The sequence below is a fragment of the Mesorhizobium salmacidum (SeqCode) genome (assembly GCF_037179605.1).
Taxonomy (GTDB): domain Bacteria; phylum Pseudomonadota; class Alphaproteobacteria; order Rhizobiales; family Rhizobiaceae; genus Mesorhizobium; species Mesorhizobium salmacidum.
Genome location: NZ_JAPYKS010000001.1, coordinates 413677 through 429977, shown reverse-complemented (window position 1 = coordinate 429977; position 16301 = coordinate 413677). Strand labels below are relative to the sequence as shown.

14 protein-coding genes are annotated in these 16301 nt (G+C 65.2%); 1 reads left to right on the top strand and 13 read right to left on the bottom strand.

Annotated elements, in window-relative coordinates; all coding sequences use genetic code 11:
- Window positions 1-135: 135 nt before the first annotated feature.
- From O7A60_RS02160 to O7A60_RS02130, 7 genes are all read right to left on the bottom strand, one after another.
- Entirely contained in the window at window positions 136-1116 is a 981-nt protein-coding gene (locus O7A60_RS02160) for a 2-dehydropantoate 2-reductase (protein ID WP_337104804.1), read from the bottom strand.
- A 67-nt stretch (window positions 1117-1183) separates the two neighbouring features.
- On the bottom strand, window positions 1184-2704 hold the full coding sequence (locus O7A60_RS02155) for an acyl--CoA ligase (protein ID WP_337104803.1): 1521 nt from the start codon (window positions 2702-2704) through the stop codon (window positions 1184-1186).
- A 107-nt stretch (window positions 2705-2811) separates the two neighbouring features.
- Entirely contained in the window at window positions 2812-4398 is a 1587-nt protein-coding gene (gene ggt, locus O7A60_RS02150) for a gamma-glutamyltransferase (RefSeq protein ID WP_337104802.1), read from the bottom strand.
- Window positions 4399-4447: 49 nt separating this feature from the next.
- Window positions 4448-5248: an ABC transporter permease gene (locus tag O7A60_RS02145; protein ID WP_337104801.1), complete on the bottom strand. Its 801-nt coding sequence runs from the start codon at window positions 5246-5248 to the stop codon at window positions 4448-4450.
- Complete coding sequence (locus tag O7A60_RS02140; RefSeq protein WP_337104800.1) at window positions 5245-6171, bottom strand: ABC transporter permease; 927 nt, start codon at window positions 6169-6171, stop codon at window positions 5245-5247. The genes O7A60_RS02145 and O7A60_RS02140 overlap by 4 nt, the downstream gene beginning before the upstream one ends.
- Window positions 6168-7253 (bottom strand): ABC transporter ATP-binding protein, encoded by a 1086-nt coding sequence (locus O7A60_RS02135; protein ID WP_337104799.1) that lies wholly within the window; start codon window positions 7251-7253, stop codon window positions 6168-6170. The genes O7A60_RS02140 and O7A60_RS02135 overlap by 4 nt, the downstream gene beginning before the upstream one ends.
- A 74-nt stretch (window positions 7254-7327) precedes the next feature.
- The gene (locus O7A60_RS02130; RefSeq protein ID WP_027142460.1) at window positions 7328-8362 is read right to left on the bottom strand and encodes an ABC transporter substrate-binding protein; all 1035 of its coding nucleotides are present in this window, start codon (window positions 8360-8362) and stop codon (window positions 7328-7330) included.
- A 216-nt stretch (window positions 8363-8578) separates the two neighbouring features.
- On the opposite strand from O7A60_RS02130, the gene O7A60_RS02125 reads away from it, so the two are divergent.
- The gene (locus O7A60_RS02125) at window positions 8579-9280 is read left to right on the top strand and encodes a GntR family transcriptional regulator (protein ID WP_027142459.1); all 702 of its coding nucleotides are present in this window, start codon (window positions 8579-8581) and stop codon (window positions 9278-9280) included.
- A 20-nt stretch (window positions 9281-9300) separates the two neighbouring features.
- Here the strand turns inward: O7A60_RS02125 and O7A60_RS02120 are convergent, their stop codons facing one another.
- The 6 genes from O7A60_RS02120 to O7A60_RS02095 all read right to left on the bottom strand — a co-directional run bounded on the left by O7A60_RS02120 (window position 9301) and on the right by O7A60_RS02095 (window position 16284).
- The gene (locus O7A60_RS02120) at window positions 9301-10242 is read right to left on the bottom strand and encodes an alpha/beta hydrolase (RefSeq protein WP_337104798.1); all 942 of its coding nucleotides are present in this window, start codon (window positions 10240-10242) and stop codon (window positions 9301-9303) included.
- Window positions 10243-10455: 213 nt separating this feature from the next.
- On the bottom strand, window positions 10456-11238 hold the full coding sequence (locus tag O7A60_RS02115) for a carnitinyl-CoA dehydratase (protein WP_027142457.1): 783 nt from the start codon (window positions 11236-11238) through the stop codon (window positions 10456-10458).
- The gene (locus tag O7A60_RS02110) at window positions 11231-13309 is read right to left on the bottom strand and encodes an acetate--CoA ligase family protein (RefSeq protein WP_337104797.1); all 2079 of its coding nucleotides are present in this window, start codon (window positions 13307-13309) and stop codon (window positions 11231-11233) included. The genes O7A60_RS02115 and O7A60_RS02110 overlap by 8 nt, the downstream gene beginning before the upstream one ends.
- 86 nt (window positions 13310-13395) lie before the next feature.
- A complete protein-coding gene (locus tag O7A60_RS02105; RefSeq protein WP_337104796.1) occupies window positions 13396-14559 on the bottom strand; it encodes an acyl-CoA dehydrogenase family protein in 1164 nt (387 codons plus the stop codon).
- Window positions 14560-14563: 4 nt separating this feature from the next.
- Window positions 14564-15658, bottom strand: a complete 1095-nt coding sequence (locus tag O7A60_RS02100) for a carnitine 3-dehydrogenase (RefSeq protein WP_337104795.1) — start codon at window positions 15656-15658, stop codon at window positions 14564-14566.
- Complete coding sequence (locus O7A60_RS02095; RefSeq protein ID WP_337104794.1) at window positions 15655-16284, bottom strand: HD domain-containing protein; 630 nt, start codon at window positions 16282-16284, stop codon at window positions 15655-15657. Before O7A60_RS02095 ends, O7A60_RS02100 begins: the two co-directional genes overlap by 4 nt.
- Between the last annotated feature and the right edge of the window lie 17 nt (window positions 16285-16301).

Below are 16301 nucleotides of genomic sequence, written 5' to 3'. Positions count from 1 at the left end.
AAGTACAGCGGATCACTTGGTCACGGTAACGACCGTGCACGGTGAGGCGCAAAGCGGCCGTCCAACGGTAGAGTTATGGACATCTCTCTTGGGTCATTCGCGACGGCAGGCCCTAACCGATGCCGGTTTCCCTATTCACCCGTAACACCCCCGCTCCACCGCCAGCCTCCTGACCAGCGCCAGCACCCCATCGATAGCCGGCGTCGGCTTGCCCACCAGCCGCCCGAGCTCCTGCACCGCGCCCACCAGCGCGTCGATTTCCATCGGGCGGCCGCGTTCCAGATCCTGCAGCATCGAGGTCTTGTGTTCGCCGACGTCGCCGGCGCCCTTGATGCGGCGGTCGACGTCGATGGGGAAGCGTACGCCCAGGCTTTCGCCGATCGCCTGGGCTTCCAGCATCATCGTGCGGGCGAGGGTTCGGGTGCCTTCGTCGGCGACGATCGCGGCCAGCGTGCTGCCGGTCAGCGCCGAGATCGGGTTGAAGGAGAGGTTGCCCCACAGTTTTACCCAGATCTCGCCGCGGATGTCGTCGCGGACAGGCGCCTGCAGCCCGGCCTTGACCATCTCCCCGGCCAGAAGTGTGGCCCGTTCGCTCTTCTCGCCCGAAGGTTCGCCAAGCGAGAAGCGCTTGCCCTCGACATGGCGGATCAAGCCGGGTGCATCGACCTCGACGGCGGGGTAGACCACCGAGCCGATGACGCGCTGCGGGCCGAGCCGCTCCCAGATCGTGCCGCCGGGGTCGACCTGATGCAGCCGGGTGCCTTCGAGCGCGTCGCCGGCCTTGTAGAAATACCACCAGGGAACGCCGTTCTGCATGGTGACGACCGATGTATGGCCTCCAAGCAGCGGTGCGATCTGGTCGAGCGCGGGCGCGACGGAATGCGCCTTCAGCGCCAGCACGACATAATCCTGCGCGCCGAGATCTTCCGCCTTGGCGGCGGCGCGGACCGGGGCGGTCGTCTCCTTGCCGTCCTCGATCAGGCGCAGGCCATTTGCCCTGATTGCTTCGAGATGGGCGCCGCGGGCGACGATCGACAGGTCGGTGCGGCCGGCGATCGCCAGCTTGGCGGCAAGATAGCCGCCGATGGCGCCGGCGCCGAATATGGTGATCTTCATCGTAGTGAGCCTTTGATTCTATGCATGTCGTTATCTCGGAACCGAGGACACTTCCAAGCGACATGCATTAGAGCCCGAGTTTGGCGGCGAGCCCAATGCGCTGCAGCTTGCCGGTCGCGCCCTTTGGGATCTCGTCCAGGATCAGCACCTTGCGCGGCACCTTGAAGCCGGCGAGCCGCATCGCGGCGTGGGCGCGGATTTCGCCCTCGGTTGCGCTCATGCCTTCGCGCAGCACCACGGCCGCCGCCACCTCCTCGCCAAGCTTGTCATGCGGCATGGCGAAGGTGACGACCTGCGCTACCGCCGGGTGGTCCATCAGCACATTGTCGACCTCGAGCGGCGAGATCTTCTCGCCGCCGCGATTGATGATCTCCTTCAGCCGGCCGGTGACCCTGAGATAGCCGTCAGTGTCGAGCACGCCCTGGTCGCCGGTGTGGAACCAGCCATGCGCGAAGGCAGTGGCGTTGGCGTCCGGGTTCTTCTCATAGCCTGAGGTGACGTTGGGGCCGCGAATGACGATCTCGCCGGTCTCGCCGGCTTGCACCAGCCGACCGTCCGGCGTCATCACGGCCACTTCGGGGCCGCCGGCCGCACCGACGCTGCCCGGCTTGCGCAAGCCCGGCGGCAGCCGGTTCGACGCCATCTGGTGCGCGGCCTCGGTCATGCCGTAGGATTCGATGACAGGGCAGCCGAAGGTCGCCTCGAGTTCGGCCATCACCTGCGCCGGCAGCGACGCCGAGGACGAGCGAATGAAGCGCGGGCGTGCCGCCGCCAGCGCTTCGGCATTGCGCGCCGCGCGCGCCAGGATCGCCTGGTGCATGGTCGGCACGGCGGTGTACCAGCTCGGTTTGGCGTCGCTCAGCCACTGGAAGAAGCGCAGCGCGTTGAACCCCGGCGTGCAGTAGATGCTGCCGCCCGATGCCAGCGACGACAGCACCGCCGCGATCAGGCCGTGGATGTGGAACAGCGGCATGATGTTGAGGCAGCGGTCATCCGCCGTCAGGCCAAGCGTCGCGCCAATATGGCGGGCGGAGGCCGCGACATTGGCATGGCTGAGCGGCACCAGCTTGGGGCGTGAGGTGGTGCCCGACGTATGCAGCAGCAGGGCGATGTCTTGGTCCCCAGCCATGGCGGGCGCCGCTTGCTGGCCGACCGCCGCGCCCTTGATGGCAAAACTGCCGGCCGGCGCGTCTGGCGGCACGATGAGCCGCAGCACGCCGATGCCGAGGCGCCCGGCCACCGTCACGGCAGGGCCAGTCTCGTTCTCGGCGACGAGGATCGCCTTGGCACCGATGTCGGTCAGGTAGAAATCGAGCTCGTCGGCCCGGTAGGCGGGATTGAGCGGCGCCGTCGCGGCGGTGGCCGCCACGGCGACGAAGGCCGTTGCCATCTCAGGCCCGTTCGGCAGCACGATCGCCACCCTGTCGCCCCGGCCGATGCCGAGCGCGTGCAGCTGTGTGGCAGTGGCTTTGATCAGCGCGCGCAGGCCGCCATGGGTGAGCGTGGGCCTGTCGGGTGCCAGGATGGCCGGCGCGTCGTCGGCGCCGGCCACGAGGCGGCGGGAGAGGTCTGTGTGGGTTTGGGTCATGGTCACCGGCTATGTTTCAAAGATCGTGAAAGTCCAGCGGAGGTTGGCGCCGCCCCCTCATTGCCCTGCCGGGCATTTCTCCTTGTAAACGGGCGAAAGAGCTAATCTCAATACCCCAGCGCCATCCCGTCCTTGCGCGGATCCGACGCGCCGGTCAGCGTTCCCTTTTCCCAGTCGATCAGCACCGCCTGGCCGCCGCCGAGCGGATGGTGCGGCTCGGTGATGGCGTGGCCGCGCCGGCGCAGGCCTTCGATCGCCTCGGTGGGCACGTTGCGCTCCGCTTCCACCATGCCGTCATTGTAGAACACCCGGGGGGCATCGAGCGCCTGCTGCGGGTCCATGCCGAAATCGATCATGTTGGTCAAAAGATGGACATGGCCGAAGGGCTGGTAGCCGCCGCCCATGACGCCGAACGGCATCACCACGCAGCCGTTTTTGGTCGCCATGCCGGGCATGATCGTGTGCATCGGCCGCTTGCCGGGTGCGATGGTGTTGGGGTGCGCCGGATCGAGGCGGAAGCTCGAGCCGCGGTTCTGCAGCACCACGCCGGTCTTCGGACCGACGACGCCGCTGCCGAAGGAATAATAGGTCGAGTTGATGAAGGAGACCGCGTTGCGGTCGCGGTCGACGATCGAGATATAGACCGTATCGCTGCCCGGCAACTGGATGTCAGGCAGATGGGTCATGGCGCGGTCGCGGTCGATCTCGGCGCGCAGCCGCTCGGCATGGGCGGCCGACAGAAGCTCCTTCACGGGCACCGGGACACGGTCCTGGTCGCCGACGAAACGGTCGCGGTCGCGATAGGCCAGCCGCCCGGCCTCGATCTCCAGATGCAGGCGCTCGGCGCCGTTGGGGTCGAGCCCGCCGAGCTTGAAGCCCGACAGCACGTTCAGCATCAAAAGCGCCGTCAGCCCCTGGTTGTTCGGCGGCATCTGGTGAATCTCATGGCCGCCATAGCTGACGCTGACCGGCGCCACATAGTCGCCTCGGGTCGTGGCGAAATCTTCGGCCGTGTGCAGTCCGCCCAATTCCTTGAGCCGGCGCACCATGTCGTCGGCGACCGCACCTTCGTAGAACCCGGCGCGGCCGTGCTTTGCGATTATCCGCAAAGTGGCGCCGAGTTCCGGCTGGCGGTGCACGTCGCCGGCCTTCGGCGCGGCGCCGCCGGGCAGGAAGATGCGCGCGGCGTGCTCGTCGGCGGAAAGATCGGTCTCCGGGTCGGCCCAGTCGAAGGCGACGCGGTCGTGCACGACATAGCCGTTCTCGGCATAGTGGATCGCCGGCGCCAGCACTTCGGCCAGGCTCTTGCTGCCATGATCCTCAAGCAGCCGGCACCAGGCGTCGATGGCGCCCGGCACGGTCACCGCGTGCGGCCCCTGCTTCGGAAGCTCGTTAAAACCCTTGTCGCGATACCAGTCGACGGTCGCGGCCGCCGGCGCCCGGCCGGAGCCGTTGAAAGCCAGCACCTCGCTTTGTCCCTTGGGGCAGTAGAGGACAAAGCAATCGCCGCCTATCCCGGTCGATTGCGGCTCGACCACGCCCTGCACGGCGGCCGCACAGATAGCGGCATCCATGGCATTGCCGCCGGCGCGCAGCATCTCGATGGCCGCAAGCGTCGAGAGCGGATGCGATGTCGCGGCAATCGCTTCCGTGGCACGAACCGGCGAGCGGCCGGGAAACTGGAAATCACGCATCTGGTCTGGATATCCCTAGGGTCACTTGAAGCGAATGGGTCCGATGAAATCAATCCCGGCGGCCGAAGATCTGCGCCAGCGACAACAGCAGCACCGAGAGCACGATCAGGCAGGTCGAGATGGCGGCGATGATCGGGTCGATCTGGTCGCGCAGCGCGTTGAACATGCGGCGCGTCAAGGTGGTGGTCTCGCCGCCCGAGATGAACAGCGAGACGACAACTTCGTCGAAGGAGGTGATGAAGGCAAACAGCGCCCCCGAGACGATCGAGAAGCGGATCTGCGGCATCGTCACCTGCCAGAAGGCAGCGATGCGTCCCGCGCCCAGGCTGCGCGCCACGCGTTCCTGGTTCATGTCGTAGGAGCGCAGGCCCGACAGCACCGTCAGCACCACCAGCGGCAGCGCCTGCACCGTATGCGCGATGACAAGGCCGGTCAGCGTGTTGTTGAGGCCGATGCGCGCATAGAGGAAGAAGGTGCCGATGCCGACCAGGATCACCGGGATGATCAGCGACGCCGTGAGCAGCGCGTTGATGGTGCCGTTGAAGCGCAGCGTACCCCTGTTGATGGCGTAGGCCGCCGCGGTGCCGAGCGGCGTTGCCACCAGCGCGGTCATGACAGCGACCTTCACCGACACGATGGTGGCGTCACGCCATTCCAGCGACTGGAAATAGCTTTCGTACCAGCGCAGCGACCATTGCTGCGGCGGGAATTGCAGCAGCGTCGAATCCGAAAACGACATGATGACGATGATGACCGACGGCGCGATCAGGAACAACAGCACGAGGCCGCTGAGGCCGTAGAGCCACAGGCGTTGCCGGTGCGAGATCGGCAGGCCGATATCTCCGCTCATCGTGAACTCCATACGCCGGTGGCGCGCGCGCCGAGCAGCCACTGGAACAGACCCAGAAGCGCGAGCGTGACCACCAGCAGCACCACGCCGAGTGCCGCACCCGCGCCCCAGTTGGAATAGAGGCTGGTGGTCTGTTCCATGCGCATCGCCCACATCACCACCTTGCCGCCGCCCATCAGCGCCGGCGTGACGAAGAAGCCGAGGCACAGCACGAAGACGATGACCACGCCCGAGGCGAGGCCGGGCAGCGACAGCGGAAAGAAGATCTGCCTAAAGGTCGCGGCCGGGCCGGCGCCGAGATTCATGCCGGCGCGCAGGCAGTCGGTGTCGATGGTCTTCATCGAGGCGTAGAGCGGCAAAACGAGAAACGGGAGCAATATGTGCGTCATGCCGATGACCACGCCTGAAAAATTATTGGCCAGCGACAGCGGCTGGCTGATCACGCCGAGGTCGATCAGCCAGCTGTTGATCAGGCCCTTGCGCTGCAGGATCACCAGCCAGGCATAGGTGCGCACCAGAACCGATGTCCAGAACGGCAGGATGACGAAGATCAGGCAGATCGAGGCGGCCCGGCGCGGCAGTTGCGACAGCATGTAGGCCAGGGGATAGCCCAGCAGCACGCAGGCGCCGGTAACGATGAAGGCGACCTTGAAGGTGGTGATGAAGGTCCTGATGTAGGAGGCCTGCTCGAAGAAGCGTGCGTAGTTGGCGGCGCTGAAGGCGCCGGTCTCGTCGAACAGCGACAGCCAGAACAGCCAGCCGATCGGCACGATGATGATGGCACAGACAAGGAACAGGCCCGGCGCCAGCAACGCCAGCAGCCGCAGTGACTCCCGCCGCGCATCGGCGCGTAGCTCTTGCGCGTTCAGATCCTGCCTCGCCGGGCCGGCGATCTCTTTCAGCAGGGCGGATTGCGCGCTCATCCCTCGGCCGCCACCAGGATCGTGTCCTTGGCATCGAGGCCGAGCGTGATCGGCTGGCCGGGCGCCGGCATTCTGGCCAGCACATCGCTGCGGCAATAATCGCGCAGCGTCAGCTGGCGGCCGTCGCTCAGGCTGGCGTAGCAGACGAAGCTGTCGCCCTGGTAGATGATGTCGCTGACCCTGGCATCGAGCACATTGATGCCGGTCGACGGCTCGTCCGCGGTGACCAGCCGCAACTTCTCCGGTCGCACCACCATCAGATGCCGACCCGCCGGCGGTGTCGGTGCGCCGGTCTGGATTCGCCTGTCCTGATACCAGACCGACCCGTTGCGGCACTCGACGGGAATGAAATTCGATTCGCCGATGAAACCGGCCACGAATTGCGTCTTCGGCGCGGCATAGAGGGTTTCGGGCTTGTCGAGCTGTTCGATGCGGCCAGCGTTCATCACGGCAATACGGTCCGACATGGTGATGGCTTCGCGCTGGTCGTGCGTGACATAGACCGTCGTCATGCCAAGACGGCGGTGAAGCGCGCGCAATTCGATCTGCATATGCTCGCGCAGGCCCTTGTCGAGCGCCGACAGCGGTTCGTCCATCAAGACGATGCGCGGCTCGAAGACGATGGCGCGCGCCAGGGCCACGCGCTGGCGCTGACCGCCGGAGAGCTGGTCGACGCGGCGCTCGCCCAAGCCCTGCAGCTTCACCAGCTCCAGCGCCTTCTTCACGCGCTGCGCCGTCTCGGCTGCCGCGACGCCGCGCTGCTTCAGCGGGAAGGCGATGTTGTGGAAGACATTCATATGCGGAAACAGCGCATAGTTCTGGAACACCATGCCGATATTGCGCCTGTGCGGCGGCGTGGTGATGATCTCGTCGCCGCCGACCTTGATGCTCCCCCCATTGGCTCTGACGAAACCGGCCAGGATCATCAGCAGCGTCGTCTTTCCCGATCCGGAAGGCCCGAGCAGCGTCAGGAACTCGCCGGCCTCGACATCGAGATTCAGGTCGCGCAGCACCGGCACGCTGCCAAACCGTTTCTCGATCCGGCGCATGCTGATCGGCAGCGCGGATGGTGCAATGGACAAGATCGTTTTCTCCTGGGCAGAGACTGAAGGAGCGGGGCGGCGTTTGCGCCGCCCCGCAATGTCAGGGTTCCGGCCTATTGCTGGATCAGATTGTTGAACTTCTCCGTCGCCTCGACGAGGGTGTCGCGCCAGAACTCGGCATCCTGCAACACCTGCTTCTTGACGTTTTCGGGCGCCGAGTTGATGTCCTTGATCCGCTCGGGCGGAATCTTGCCGGTCTCGAAAGCCTTCTCGTTGACCGGCCCATTGTCGACATAGAGCGGCAGATTGGCCTGCAGCTGCGGGCTGACGAACATCGCCAGCGCCTTCATCGCCGCTTCCTTGTTCTTGGCGCCCTTGGGGATGACCATGCAGTCGGCGGTGAGCACGCCCTGGTCGAACGAGAAGCTGACCGGCGCGCCTGCCTTCTTCAGCGTGCCGGCACGGCCGTTCCAGATGCTCGCCATGTCGACTTCGCCATCCTTCACCAGTTGCATGGCCTGGGCGCCGGAGGTCCACCAGGCATCGACATGGCCACGGATCTTGTCGACCGATTTCAGCGCGCCGTCGATGTCGACGGGATAGACCTTGTCGATCGGCAAGCCCGAGGCGAGTGCGGCGACGCTCAGCGTCTCCGTCGCCTGGCTGCTGCTCAGCGCGCGCCGTCCCGGAAACTTCTCCACGTTCCAGAAGTCGGCCCAGGTCTTCGGGCCCTTGTCGCCGAAGACGTCGGTCCGATAGATCAGCACGACGGAGGTGTAGGAAATGCCGACCCAGTCGTCATGCACCAGCTTGGGGTTGATGCCGCTCTTGTCGATGATGCCGTAATCCAGCTTTTCGAACAGCCCTTCCTTGGAGCCGCGCGCGCATTCGTCGGCGCCCAGCTCGGTGATGTCCCATTTGACGGCATTGCCTGTCACCTGCAGGCGCACGTCGTCGAGGCCGTTGGTGGTGTCTTCCTTGATGGTGATGCCGAGCGCATCGGCGGTCGGCTTGAAGAAGGCCTTGGTTTCCGCTTCCTGATAGGTGCCGCCCCACGAGGCGACGGTGATGGTGTCGGCGGCGAGGGCAGGCACTGCCACGGAGGCAATGAGGCCGGCTATCGCGAAAGTTCTAAAGTTCCTGTTCATTTCGGTTCTCCGACCGGTGTTCCCATTTGTTTTTGATTTGGCATGCGGTTTTGTATACAATTTCAAATGTAGCCGAGAGATCGGTGTTGTCAACTCCGGCGGGCACGATCAGTTCAACGCGATGGGACGGTGCCGCAGGGCGTGGCAAATTGCGCCGACTGCGACTACAAACGAGGCAATGTTCGGCTAAAGCAGCCGGAGAACTGGGAACGGACCTTGGCCAAGGAAACAAAAAACACGCTGCGCGACTCGGTCTATTCCGCGCTCAAGGCGATGATCGTGACCGGCCAGATTCCGCCGGGCTCGCGCGTCACCGAAAGCGACATCGCGGCCAAACTCAATGTCAGCCGCACGCCGGTGCGCGAGGCCTTCAACCGGCTGGAGCGCGACGGGCTGGTCACCGGCCGGCCGCGCCAGGGCTATGCCGTCACCGAGTTCGACATCAACATGTTCCGCGAGGCCTTCGACATCCGCGAACTGCTCGACGGCCATGCGACCGAACTGGCGGCGGCCGCGGCGACCGAGAAGGATAAGGCGCGTCTGCGCGCCATGCTGGCCGAGTGCGAGCGGCTGGCCGCCATTCCCGATCGCACGACGCGCGAAAAATTCCAGGAACTGGAGGTCGGCATCGATCTGCACCGCGTCATTGCCGAAATCAGCGGCAACGCGATGCTGCACGGCATGCTGTGCGGCATCCTCGACAAGTGCCAGCACTATGTCTGGACGGAACTCTTGTGGCTCGACGAATGGAAGATCGCCCGCGACGAGCATGCCGAGATCGTCGAGGCGATCTGCGCAAACGACGCTCGTCGCGCCGGAACGCTGGCGCGCGCCCATGTACGCGGTTCGCGCGAGAACGTGTTGCGCCTGCTGCAGGCGAAATCGGACTATCAGAGTTTTCTGGCCAAGGCCTCCTGAACGAGACAGCCCATTGGCGCCTACCAGGTCCAGCCGCCCTTTCCGAGCGTCGCCACCGCGTCGACGATGCGGGTGAAGCTCGCGCGGGCACGGCCGACGCTGTGCCGGGCCCTGAGATAGCCGTGCACCAGGCCGGCTTCCTCGAACCAGGTGGCGCGCCCGCCTGCCGCGACCATGCGGTCACGATAGGCCTCGCCATCGGATGACAGCGGGTCGCACTCGGCGGTCATCAGCACGGTCGGCGGCAGGTTGGCGAAATCGGCATCGGCCAGCGGCGACAGCGTGATGTCACCGGTCTGGTCCACGCCCCCGGTGCGGATGTGCTTGTAGAACTCGAGATCGCGCACCGTCAGCATCGGCGCTTCGGCGTGTGTCACATAGGATCCGCGCGAGCGATCGCCGCCGAGGCCGGGATAGATCAGCACCTGGCCGACCGGCTTCTTCGCATGGCCACGCGTCGCGTGTGCAACGGCGGCGCAAAGGGTGCCGCCGGCGCTGTCGCCGCACAGCACCACCGGGCGGTCGGAACTCCCCGCGGCCCATTCGAAGGCGGTCATCACATCGTCGAAAGCGGCTGGGTGTAGATGCTCCGGCGCCAGCCGGTAATCGACCGAGACCACCTCATAACCGGTGCGGCCGCAAAGCTCGGCGCAGACATCGTCGTGGCTGTCCAGCCCGCCGAGGATGAAGCCTCCGCCATGGATGTAGAGCACCATGGCGGCACGGTCCGGCGTCGCGTTGCGATAGATGCGGATTGGGATGTTGTTGGCAGGTGTGGCGATGGCGGTCGTCTCGGCCGTCACGGCTTGCGGATAGCCGGCAAAGAACTCGCGGCACATGCGATCATAGATCTCGCGCTGCCGCGCGATCGTGTAGTCGATCGTGTCGGGCGGATAATAGGAATTGGTCCGCTCGATGAAGGCCCAGGTCTCGGCGTCGATGAGTTTGGCGTAGTCGGTCATGAACGGAGACCGGACAGCAATGAACGCGCCCAGGCGCCCCCCTCTGGCCTGCCGGCCATCTCCCCCTCAAGGGGGGAGATCGGATGTCGTCTCGGCTTTCGCCAACCGCCAACGTTTCCGGAAGAGCGCTGTTGGCAAGACCGCCGATCTCCTCCCTTGAGGGGGAGATGCCTGGCAGGGCAGAGGGGGGTGCCTGGCGCCATCATCTCCGAGTTATTTCCCCTTCCACACAGGCTCGCGCTTCTCCGCGAAAGCGCGAAAACCTTCCATACCGTCCTCCGAGCCGTAAAGCGCATCGACGGTCGGCAACTGCCGGCGCGTCACCTTGTTCATCGCATCCTGGAAGGTCAGCGATTCCGCCACCCGCGCCGTCTCCTTGATCGCTGCGAACACCAGCGGTGGGCCGCTGGCGAGGAGGCGGGCGATCTCCCAGACGCGGTCCTCGAGTTTTTCCTTGGGCAGCACCTCGTTGACCAGGCCCCAGCGATGAGCCTCGGCGACATCCATCCAGCGGCCGGTGAGCAGCAGGTCCATGGCGACATGGTAGGGGATGCGCTTCGGCAGCTTGATCGTCGCCGCGTCGGCGAGCGTGCCGGCGCGGATTTCGGGCAGGGCGAAGGAGGAATGATCGGACGCATAGATGAGGTCGCAGGACAGCGCCAGCTCGAAGCCGCCGCCCACCGCCATGCCGTTGACGCAAGCGAGGACCGGCTTGTTCAGATCGCGCAATTCCTGCAAGCCGGCAAAGCCGCCGACGCCATAGTCGCCGTCGACCGCGTCGCCGCCGGCGGCAGCCTTCAAGTCCCAGCCAGCACAGAAGAACTTGTCGCCCGCGGTCTTGACGATGGCGACGCGCAGTTCCGGATCGTCGCGGAACGCCTTGAACGTCTCGCCCATCAGCCGCGAGGTCTTCAGGTCGATGGCGTTGGCCTTGGGGCGGTCGAGCGTGACCTCGAGGATGGTGCCTTCGCGGCGGGTCGAAATGACGTCAGACATTCTTGTTCTCTCCCAGCACCAGCAGCGCGTCGGCGATCCAGGCGCCCTTGCCTTTCGTGCAGACGATCAGCGGATTGATGTCGAGTTCCTCGATCTCGCCGGCATTCTGCTGCACGAAGCCGGCAATGCCCGCGATGGCGTCGATGGCGGCCTGGACGTCGGCCTTCGGCCGGCCGCGATAGCCTTCGAGCAGCGGGAACAGTTTCAGCCCGCGCAGCGCGGCTTCTATGTCGTCGCGGGTCGCCGGCAGCATCAGCGTGACGCTGTCGCGCAGCAACTCGACCAGCACGCCGCCGGTGCCCAGCGTCATGACAGCGCCGAACATCGGATCGCGGGTGAAGCCGACGATCAGTTCGGCGACGCCGTCGCGCACCATGCGTTCGACATAGAGCCCGGTGCCGAGCGGCAGCAAGTCATGCGCTGCCGTGCTGACCGATTCGGCGTCCTTGAGGTTTAGCCTGACGGCGCCGACCTCGGACTTGTGGGTGACGCCAAGAGCCTTCAGGGCAACCGGAAAGCCGAGCGCCATGGACGAGATCACGGCCTCGACCGCATTGCCGGCCCGCTCGCCCTTGGGCACGGAAAGGCCGGCCTCGATCAGCCGCGCCTTGGCTTCGGCCTCGTCAGGTGTGACGCGCGGCACGTCGGATGCGCCGGCAGCCCTCGTGTCGACCGGCTGTGCCTGCGGCTCGCGCCAGGCCCAGCCGATAAAGGCCGCCGCCTGCGCGGCGTCCATCGCCTCGGAAATGCCGAACAGCGGCACCATGCCCCGCGCCATCAGCTCGGCCGTGTATTCCTCAGGCAGGTTCTCCGGCAGCGAGGAGACGATGGCGCCATGCGCCTTGTTGGTCTTCAGCGCCGATTCGAAGGCGCGCAGCGTCGCCCACCAGTCGGTCACCGAGCAACGGTCGGGGCGCGGGAAGTCGAGCACCAGCATGTTGAGGTCGAAGCCGCCCGACATCATGGCGGTGAAGGTGGCCGTCATTGCCGGCTCGTTGTTCCAGATGAAGGTGTGGTAGTCCAACGGATTGGCCACCGCGACCAGCGGCCCGAGCGTCGATTTGACATGGGCGCGATGGCTGTCGGTCAGCACCGGGAAGTTGACCCAGCGCCCTTCGGCGCTGTCGGCCATGACCGACGCCTCGCCGCCCGAACAGCTCATCGATGAGAGCCTGTACCCAGGCAACGGGCCGGTGATGTGCAGCAGCTTCAGCGCCTCGATGAAGGCGGGGATGGAATCGACACGCGCGATGCCGAGCCGCTTCAGGAAGGCACCGGAAGCAGCGTCCGACCCGGCAAGCGAGGCGGTGTGCGAGACGGTTGCCTGCCGCGCCTGTTCGGAACGGCCGACTTTCATGGCGATGATCGGTTTTTTGAGCTCTCTCGCCCTGGCCGCCAGCCGCTCGAAGCCGGCTACCGAATCAAAAGCCTCGATGTGCAGGCCGAGGGACGTCACCCGCTCGTCCTCGATCAGGCCAAGCGCCATTTCCGACAGGCCGGTCTGCGCCTGGTTGCCGGCGGTCATCAGGAAGGCGATCGGCAGGCCACGCTTCTGCATTGTCATGTTGATGGCGATGTTGGAGGACTGGGTGATGATGGCGACACCCTTGCCGCCCTCGTCCAGCCTGATGCCGCCATGCTGGTCGGGCCACAAAAGCGCACCATCGGCATAGTTGATCAGGCCATAGCAATTCGGCCCGATGATCGGCATCTGACCGGCGGCGGCAACCAGTTCGGCCTGCAGCCGTTCGCCATCCTCGTCATAGGCCTCGGTTTCGAGGAAACCGGCGGCAAAGCAGACGGCGCCGCCGGCGCCGCGCTCGGCGAGCGCCTTGATCACCTCGATGGTCAGGTGCCGATTGACACCGACAAAGGCCGCGTCCGGCGCGCCGGGCAGATCCGCGACTGACCGGTAGGCCTTGCGCCCGGCAACCTCGTCCTTGGTCGGATGCACCGGCCAGATCTCACCGGCAAACCCCATCTTGATCGATTGCGCCACGACGGCGGCGGCCTGCACGCCACCGAACACGGCGATCGATTTCGGGCGCAGAAGGCGTTCGAGTTTATGCATGGTCATCTTTTCGTTTTGAGCACGATCTCAGGACAAACCATCCCGTTTGCCCGACAAAACCGGATGCCGGTCTTGGCTATCATGCTCTAAGCACCGAAGGGACGCAGCAGCGCCCGCGAAATAATATGTCGCTGAATCTCCGATGTGCCTTCCCAGATGCGCTCGACGCGGGCGTCGCGCCAGATGCGTTCCAGCGGAAGGTCATCCATCAGCCCCATGCCGCCATGGATCTGGATTGCCTCATCGGCGACGAAGGCAAGCATTTCGGTGGCCTTCAGTTTGGCCATGGCCATGTCCTGGTCGGTGACGATGCCCTGATCGTACTTCCAGCCGGCTTCGAACACCATCAGGTTGGCGGCCTTCAGTTCCGTCGCCATGTCGGCAAGCTTGAACGACACGCCCTGGAACTTGCCGATCTGCTGGCCGAACTGCTGGCGCTGCGCGGCATATTCGACCGCATGGCCAAGCGCCCGCTCGGCGCGGCCCAGGCACGTGGCGCCGACCTGCAGGCGCGTCGCGCCGAGCCAGGAATTGGCGACATCGAAGCCCTTGTGCACCTCGCCCAGAACCTGGGATGCCGGCAGGCGGCAGTCATCGAATTCGAGAATGGCGTTGGTGTAGCCGCGATGCGAGACGTTGCGATAACCGTCGCGCACCATAAAACCCTTGGTGCCCTTGTCGACGAAGAAGGCGGTGATCTTCTTGCGTTTTCCACGCGGTGAATCCTCCTCGCCCGAGGCCATGAAGACGATGGCGAAATCGGCGAGATCGGCGTGGGAGATAAAATGCTTGGTGCCGTTCAGCACCCAGTCGTCGCCATCCTGCACGGCGGTCGCCTTCATGCCGCGCAGGTCGGAGCCCGCGCCGGGCTCCGTCATCGCCAGGCAATCCCATTTCTCGCCGCGGATGCAGGGGAAAAGGTACTTTTCACGCTGTTCCGGCGTGCCGGCGAGCAGGATGTTGGAGGGGCGCGCAACGCAGGTCCAGTGCAGCGCGTAATTGGCGCGGCCAAGCTCCTTCTCGTAGAGCAGCCAGGTCACCGTATCGAGACCCGCGCCGCCGACATCGGCCGGCATGTTCGCCGCATAGAGCCCGGCCTCGATCGCCTTGGCTTTGATCTCTTCGATCAGCTCGCGGCGCAGCACGCCGGTGCGCTCGACCTCGCGTTCATGCGGATAAAGCTCGTTCTCGACGAAGGCGCGCGTCGTCTCGACAATGAGTTTCTGCTCTTCCGAAAGACCGAAATCCATGGTCTCAGCCCTTCTTCTTTTTCTTCGGCTTTTCGGCCCGCTTCACCGGCTTGGCGGCCTTGGCCCTTTCGGCCGCCTTGGAAGCCACGGGCTTCTTCGCCGCCAGCTTGGCGAGTTGCTTGGTATAGTCCTTGTGCAGCGCGCCGGCGCCCCAGCCCTTGCCCTTGTTCTGCTTCGACAGCGCGTCCATGATCGCGACCAGATTGTCGTCACGGATCTTTTCCAGCTCGCGAATCGACAGGCCGTGCGCCTGGTCGTCCGACTGGGTGGCGATCAGGTCGACCAGCTCGTCGTTGAACTCCGGCACGTCCATCAGCTTGGTCCACGGCCATTTCAGGCACGGTCCGAACTGCGCCATGAAGTGGCGCATGCCGGCTTCGCCGCCGGCGACACGATAGACCTGGAACATGCCCATCTGCGCCCAGCGCAGGCCGAAGCCATAGCGCATGATGTCGTCGAGTTCCTCGACCGTGCAGATGCCGTCCTTGATCAGCCACAGCGCCTCGCGCCATGCGGCTTCGAGCAGGCGATCGCCGACAAAGGCCTCGATCTCCTTGCGGATGACAACCGGCTTCATGCCGATCGAGGCGTAGATTTCCTTGGCGACCTCGATCGCTTCCGGAAAGGTCTGGTCGCCGCCGACGATCTCGACCAGCGGTAGCAGATAGACCGGGTTGAACGGATGGCCGACGACCAGCCGCTCCGGATGCTTCTTCATCGCCACCTGCATGTCGGTCGGCTTGATGCCGGAGGTCGACGAACCGACAATGGCGTTGGCGGGCGCATGGGTGTCGATCTCGGCCAGCACCTTGTGCTTGAGGTCGAGCCGTTCCGGAACGCTTTCCTGGACGAAGTCGGCGTCGGCGACGGCCTCGGCAATCGTCTTGGCGAAGGTCAGCTTGCCTTCCTTGGGCAGGCCGCCGGGAACCATCTGCTTGTAGGCGCGGCGCGCGCCCTTCATCACTTCCGAGACCTTGCGCGAGGCCTCCGGATCAGGATCGAAGATCGAGACGTCGATGCCGTTCAAGAGCAGGCGCGCCACCCAGCCGGCGCCGATGACGCCGCCGCCAATCGCGGCCGCCTTGTTGATGATGCTCATTGAGAGGCTCCGGTTCTTGTCCTGGCGGTTTCGGGATCGGTGAGAGGCACGCGCTCGCCAGCGCGAATGACTGATGGGTCGTAGGCCTTGCGGGCGAAAACTTCGAGGACGAAGGGCCGGAAGAATTCGATCGGCAGCGTCTCATAGTCGGGGTCGAAGCTCGACTGGTCCCAGCGCTCGCAGAACTGGTCGCAATCGTCGAAATAGGCATGGCCGGCGAAGCGGTCGCGCGCATGGCGATTGCCGCCGAGATGGTGGGCGTAGTAGAGGCGCTGGAAATCGCCGTGCTTCTCCACCACCCACGTACATTGTTCGCGCACGAAAGGCTTCAGGATCGACGCGGCGTATTCGTCGTGATTGTAGGGCGCATAGATGTCGCCGATGTCGTGCAGCAGCGCGCAGGCGATCCAGTCGGTGTCGGCGCCGTCGCGCCAGGCGCGCGTCGCCGCCTGCAGCGAATGGCCGAGCCGGGTGATCTTGTAGCCGGAAAGGCCCTCGTCGAGCTGCACCAGCGCGTCGAGCAGCCGCTCGCCGGTCTTGGCCGCATAGTCGGTTTCGTGGGCGGTCAGGAACTCGTAGTCTTGCCTGTCGCCATCCTTCATCGCGGTGAATTTTACGGTAGCCATATCGACCCTCCCTGCGA

Excerpts from the sequence above, each read along its gene's own strand:
- O7A60_RS02160 (WP_337104804.1), bottom strand. The coding sequence starts at position 1,116 with ATGAAGATCACCATATTCGGCGCCGGCGCCATCGGCGGCTATCTTGCC.
- O7A60_RS02155 (WP_337104803.1), bottom strand. The coding sequence starts at position 2,704 with ATGACCCAAACCCACACAGACCTCTCCCGCCGCCTCGTGGCCGGCGCC.
- ggt (WP_337104802.1), bottom strand. The coding sequence starts at position 4,398 with ATGCGTGATTTCCAGTTTCCCGGCCGCTCGCCGGTTCGTGCCACGGAA.
- O7A60_RS02145 (WP_337104801.1), bottom strand. The coding sequence starts at position 5,248 with ATGAGCGGAGATATCGGCCTGCCGATCTCGCACCGGCAACGCCTGTGG.
- O7A60_RS02140 (WP_337104800.1), bottom strand. The coding sequence starts at position 6,171 with ATGAGCGCGCAATCCGCCCTGCTGAAAGAGATCGCCGGCCCGGCGAGG.
- O7A60_RS02130 (WP_027142460.1), bottom strand. The coding sequence starts at position 8,362 with ATGAACAGGAACTTTAGAACTTTCGCGATAGCCGGCCTCATTGCCTCC.
- O7A60_RS02120 (WP_337104798.1), bottom strand. The coding sequence starts at position 10,242 with ATGACCGACTACGCCAAACTCATCGACGCCGAGACCTGGGCCTTCATC.
- O7A60_RS02115 (WP_027142457.1), bottom strand. The coding sequence starts at position 11,238 with ATGTCTGACGTCATTTCGACCCGCCGCGAAGGCACCATCCTCGAGGTC.
- O7A60_RS02110 (WP_337104797.1), bottom strand. The coding sequence starts at position 13,309 with ATGCATAAACTCGAACGCCTTCTGCGCCCGAAATCGATCGCCGTGTTC.
- O7A60_RS02105 (WP_337104796.1), bottom strand. The coding sequence starts at position 14,559 with ATGGATTTCGGTCTTTCGGAAGAGCAGAAACTCATTGTCGAGACGACG.
- O7A60_RS02100 (WP_337104795.1), bottom strand. The coding sequence starts at position 15,658 with ATGAGCATCATCAACAAGGCGGCCGCGATTGGCGGCGGCGTCATCGGC.
- O7A60_RS02095 (WP_337104794.1), bottom strand. The coding sequence starts at position 16,284 with ATGGCTACCGTAAAATTCACCGCGATGAAGGATGGCGACAGGCAAGAC.